Source organism: Mesorhizobium shangrilense (genome assembly GCF_040537815.1).
GTDB classification, from domain to species: Bacteria; Pseudomonadota; Alphaproteobacteria; order Rhizobiales; family Rhizobiaceae; genus Mesorhizobium; species Mesorhizobium shangrilense.
The window spans coordinates 1-5486 of record NZ_JBEWSZ010000027.1 but is presented as its reverse complement, the minus strand read 5'-3'; the positions used below and the strand labels follow the sequence as shown (position 1 = coordinate 5486).

Genomic DNA, 5486 nt, shown 5'->3' with positions numbered 1-5486 from the left:
CAACGGAGGGATGCCCGAGATGACCGTGCGAGTCGGGTGCCCTGCGGTATGGCTGTCGATGACGGAGAAGAGACGGCTCGTGCGCATGGCGGTCAGCAGTACTTGCCGGACTGGGGAACTACCCTCATGTCAATGTCGCGATCGAGCATGTAGCGGGTGATGCGCAAGCAGACGAGACCCAGAGAACTTTGCTGTGGGTATTGGAAGCCGGCGCGGCCGCCGTCTGGACCATGAGGCGCAAGCCCTTGCGCCGGCTCGGTGCTCGGGAAGTGCAGTCTTCACGGCGGCGACGAACTTTTCGATAAACGTAATCATGGGCAACACCTTCTCAGTTCGTGACGCCTTCGCGGAGGGTCATGCATTTGCCGTGCCGAAGGAGACGATCCTTCAAAGCAATAGGATGGCTCCTCTACTGCAATGTTGCATATCCGACATCGTCCGATAGTGAACAAGGCTGGACGCAGTCGGATGGCGCGTGAGTTCTGCTTTCCCGCGAAGGAGATCCTGTCCGCCATTCCTTGGAAAAGGGCAGGAAATGACAACTGTCGGGTTTGTTGAGGTCACGACGCGGTGTGTTCGGCCAGTCGCTCTGCCGCACGCTCATTTAAGCCATTGAATGTTTTGCTGAAAATTATTTCTGAAGCTCCTTCTGTGCAGTCGGCATGATTTTTGGAACTCCCTCGTTGCAGGGCGGCGGGAAACTGCCAACCGATGAGACATCGCTCGATGGACAAGGAAAACAACATGTCAGTTCGCACGCTATGGAAAGGCGGTACTCCAAGACACGCTCGTCGCCATCGCCCTCGGGCAGAAGATGCCCATCGTTGGCTGCGACCCGAAAGCCGACTCCACCCGCCTGATCCTGAACTCGAAGGCGCAGGAAATCCAGCATCTCGGGGCAAAGCAGCGTTCGGTGCAAGCCATCGAACTCAGGGGCGTTTCGCGTCAACTGCCGCTTGAGCTCAATCAACTTGAGGATGGAAGCGATGAGCAAGCTAGTTGGCTTTTATCGTGATCACCAGACGACCATGCCTCTCGCAGTGGCGGAGCAGTCGGCGCAGGTGAAACCACTTGCAGCCGACCTCGCGCGAAGTGGAATTCTACTCGTCGCAACCTGCGCACGAGTTGAGGTCTATGGTGAAGAGTCCACACTCAGTAACATCGATAGCACGATATTTTCTGGTTTTTCATACGAACACATTGAAGGTGCGGCCGCAATTGCTCAACGTCTCGCCGAGATTGCATCGAGCGCTCATTCCCAGATCCTCGGTGAGAATTATATCAGCGATCAGCTCGCGAAGGCTCTCGAATTTGTTGATCCAAACCTTCCGATTTTCCAGATCGCACGATTGGCAATTGATACGGGTCGCGCCGCGCGCCAGCGCCAGCGGTTCATCGCATCGTTCAATTACGATCAGATCGTCCGAGACATCATAGCTGATCGATTTCCGGATGGAGAGCTACCCAACCGCCTTTACATCATCGGGGCGGGTATGCTGGGTCGCGGGCTGATCCGGAGTGGTGTCGGAGAGCGTTTCCGTTCCACGGTGTTCGTAACGCGGAACCCCAAGAACCTTCGCAAACGTCTCCGCCGCTGGACTGACATACAAGTCGCGCTCATGCGTCCGGCAGAGATTGGCTACCCACGCGAAACGCAGTCCATCGTTGTTATCGCAACCGCCGATGTCAATGATGAATACGAAGCCACTCTTCAGGATGCCCTTCTGCGGTTGGAGCCGCGCGCCATAGTGGATCTGTCGTCGATCCCGGTGTTATCGGGCGCAGCAGTCGGAAAGCTCGACTATGTGAGCATGTATGACGAAGAATTTCTTCGATTCATTGAACAAAACAATAAGCGTCTGGCTCCGAAACTGCCGCTTTTGTTGTCTGACATAGAGGCAAAACTCCGAATGGCACAGAGCGACTCTTACGCGAACGCAACGTAGCCCGACAGCAAGTACATACCAGTTCGCGAGAGACCATTTGGAAAAGGCGCAGCCCCGTTCCAGCTACTGAGTTTCCGGACCGAAGGGCCGACTGTTCCAGTGCCGGTCCTAGGGCTAAGAGAGGCGGTAATATGACGACGTCTATTGTAAGATGGTTAAGTCGAAATGACGTTGCACAGACGAATTTGCCCTTCACCTCAGCATTAGACATTATCGAAGGGACGCTTCGTGACCACGGTAATGGCGCATTCGAGAACCCGCCCAAGATCGGGATCCACCCGGGGCACGACGCATTCATCCACGCAATGGCTGGCTGGCTTCCCAGGCAACGCCGAGCCGGCCTTAAATGGGTTGCCGGTTACTCCAGCAATCATAAAGTTTGTTTGCCAAACATCACAGGGCTTTTGGTCTTAAACGATCCGGACACGGGCCTACCAATCTGCGTGATGGATGCTGCTTACCTGACTGCAGTTCGCACATCGGCAGCGTCGGCTATCACCAGCAAGTATTTGTCGCCGCCTCGCGTGGACAGGATAGCGGTGATTGGTGCTGGTCTTCAGGGCCTCAACCACGTAAAAATGCTGTCGTTAGTTCACCCCGCTGCCGAATTCCATGTCGTGGACATCAATGAGAATGCAGTGAGCCGGTTGGCTGAACAGACTTATTCCAAAGCAACAATAGTTCACGTGAAAGACGCTGAGTCCGCGATCCGCACCGCTGACGTCATAGTGACCGCAACAAGTCGATTGGAAGACGTGGCATTCCAGTTCGGATGGGTCAAGGAGGGCGGCTTGGTTCTGCCCGTCAATCCCCGCGGATGGTCTCAGGATATAACAACGGCTATGGATGTATTGTTGGCCGATGACGTTGAGCAATTCAAAAACTATATCATTGCGACAGGCTCTCCTTACCGGGAGATTTCCCGCATTCGTGGATCCGTCAGCGGTGTCATTGTAGGACGCGTCGCCGGCAGAGTTAGCAACGCTGATCGCATTGCAGTGTTCAATCTCGGTCTCGCAATGCATGATGTCGCTATAGGTTCTGCTATACTCGACATCGCAGAGCAGCACGGCTTAGGGACGATCGTATCCTACTAGGTGTTTAGTTGAGCCGATGAGGCGGCCATAAATGATGTCGCGTATTCGCGGGGTGCGGTGTCCCGGTTGCCCGACGTTGCGCGACAGTTACCCAAGCAAGGAGTCAAAATATGTGCGGCATCTGTGGATGGATTGATTTTGATCGTGACCTAGGAAGTCCCGACGCGCGAAGAGAGCTTGCCGATATGACGGCCACCATGGCCTATCGTGGTCCGGACGACGAGGGGACTTGGATCGACGGGCCTGCGGCACTGGGACACCGGCGCCTGGCGGTCATCGACATCCAGGGCGGTCGCCAGCCGATGACGCACCAGGAGGACGGGCAACCCGCCTTGGTGCTCGTCTATGGCGGCGAGACTTACAACTACCGTGAGCTGCGTCAACGGCTCGTCGCCCTGGGCCATCGATTCGACACGAGCAGTGACACCGAGGTGGTGCTGCACGCCCACCGCGAGTGGGGCCGACGGGATCCCTGCACCGCGGTGAGCGAACTAAACGGGATGTTCGCCTACGCACTCTGGGACACCGTCAAGCGCGAACTGCTTCTCGTACGCGACCGGCTCGGCATCAAGCCGCTTTACTACTATCCCACCCAGCATGGAGTGTTGTTCGGCTCAGAGCCAAAGGCGATCCTCGCCAATAGTCTCGCGGAACCGGCCATGGACGCCGAGGGGCTTCGTCGCGCCCTATGCTCCAGCTCCTTCGCCGACCCGTACAACACCGTGTTTCGCGGCATGCGTGAGGTACGGCCCGGCCACATCGTCCGCGTGACCCGCGAAGGCATCCAGCAGAAGAGCTATTGGCAGCTCGCCGACAGCGGGCACACCGATGATGTGCCTACCACCGTTCGGCGCGTCCGGGAGCTGCTTGAGGACACGATCCAGCGGCAGCTCATCGCCGACGTGCCGCTGTGCACACTGTTGTCGGGCGGGCTAGATTCCTCGGCCATGACAGCACTGGCCGCGCGCTTCAGCGACGAACGGATCCGGTCCTTCGCCGTCGACTTCGTCGGCTATACTGACAACTTTATCCCCGGCCCGGCGCGCCCCACACCCGACGGGCCGTACGTGCAGGAGGTCGCGAAATACGTTAGTACCGACCACACGGACATCACGTTGTCCGCGCACGAACTCATGGACCCGAATGTGCGGGCCGCCACCCTCCACGCCCGCGACCTACCGTTGACCATGGGCGACTTTGATAGCTCGCTCTACCTGCTGTTCCGGGCCATCCGGCAACACTCAACGGTGGCCCTGTCTGGGGAGGCGGCCGACGAGCTTTTCGGCGGCTACAGGTTTTTCCACGATCCCTCGTTCGTTCAGGCCGACACGTTTCCCTGGATCGAAGACAGCGACGATATCGCACGGCGGTCCCTAGACCCCGGCCTGGTCGAGAAACTCGACCTCCCCGGTTATCTCGACGATCAGTACCGTACGGCACTTGCGGAAGTACCGGCCCTGACAGGGCCGGCCTCGGCCGATCCGCACGAGCGTCGAATGCGCGAGGTCTTCTACCTCTTTCTCACGCGTTACCTGCGGACGCTGCTCGACCGCAAAGACCGGATGAGTATGGCTTTGGGTCTCGAGGTGCGGGTCCCTTACTGCGACCACCGCCTCGTTGAGTACGTGTTCGGCACCCCATGGGCCCACAAGACTTTCGACGGGCGCGAGAAGAGTCTGCTGCGGGCCGCCACCGCGGACCTGCTCCCGCTGTCGGTGGTGCAGCGAGTGAAGAGCGCGTATCCGGTTATCCAGGATGCCACCTATGACAGAATGCTGCGCACGCGGTTCACCGCGCTGCTGAATGACCGCAACGCGGCAGTGGCACCGCTGTTGTCCGTCGACAGGTCCCGCGCGTTGCTCGATGCGACCGACAACCTCAGGGGGCTAGAGCATATCTTGACCCTGCAGGATTTCCTGACCGATTACAATGTGAGCCTCACGATCTGAGACGACAGAACACGCAAAAGGATCACAAAGGAGGTCCGGCGTCCGAATAGCGTTGGGCTCCGTGGCCAGGAGGCTGCAGGCCTGATATCGCGTGCACATGTATCTATAGCATCTGCAAAGACAAGCGCGGCTGAGTGCCCGCCCAATTCCATGTTTGCGGGTTTCATTCCCTCCCGCCGCCAGTCGCGCAAGGGATTTATCAACAGGGATCGAGCCAGTGAGCGAGATTTTTCGAACCACCGGCGATGCGATCAATTGTCTTGAAATCTCAGCGGGATTGCCAAAGACCAGAGGCCGCCTTCTTCATCGAAGCCGTCAAAGAGGCGCTGACCCGATACGGCAAGCCTGACATCTTCAATACCACCAGGGAAGCTAGCACTACTTTGGCAGTTTAGGTTTGATGGCGTCTGCGAGCAGCTTCTCACAGTGAGGACATCTGCGGGGTGGCGGCCGCGTGAAGAGGTCAAGAATGGCTTGTCTAACAGCTGGCATGC

The 5486-nt window shown here is 57.9% G+C and carries 5 protein-coding genes; 4 read left to right on the top strand and 1 reads right to left on the bottom strand.

Features of this window, described 5'->3' with window-relative positions; translation table 11 throughout:
- The first annotated feature begins 718 nt into the window (after positions 1-718).
- From ABVQ20_RS40680 to asnB, 4 genes are all read left to right on the top strand, one after another.
- Positions 719-1015 (top strand): P-loop NTPase family protein, encoded by a 297-nt coding sequence (locus ABVQ20_RS40680; protein ID WP_435528521.1) that lies wholly within the window; start codon positions 719-721, stop codon positions 1013-1015.
- The gene (locus ABVQ20_RS40675) at positions 987-1946 is read left to right on the top strand and encodes a Rossmann-fold NAD(P)-binding domain-containing protein (RefSeq protein WP_435528520.1); all 960 of its coding nucleotides are present in this window, start codon (positions 987-989) and stop codon (positions 1944-1946) included. Before ABVQ20_RS40680 ends, ABVQ20_RS40675 begins: the two co-directional genes overlap by 29 nt.
- Before the next feature lie 131 nt (positions 1947-2077).
- On the top strand, positions 2078-3043 hold the full coding sequence (locus ABVQ20_RS40150) for an ornithine cyclodeaminase family protein (protein ID WP_354465368.1): 966 nt from the start codon (positions 2078-2080) through the stop codon (positions 3041-3043).
- Between the two features lie 110 nt (positions 3044-3153).
- Positions 3154-4992: an asparagine synthase (glutamine-hydrolyzing) gene (gene asnB / locus ABVQ20_RS40145; RefSeq protein ID WP_354465366.1), complete on the top strand. Its 1839-nt coding sequence runs from the start codon at positions 3154-3156 to the stop codon at positions 4990-4992.
- Positions 4993-5243: 251 nt separating this feature from the next.
- On the opposite strand, the gene ABVQ20_RS40135 is transcribed toward asnB, so the two are convergent.
- A partial coding sequence (locus tag ABVQ20_RS40135) for a hypothetical protein (protein ID WP_354465372.1) occupies positions 5244-5486 on the bottom strand: 243 nt, incomplete at its 5' end.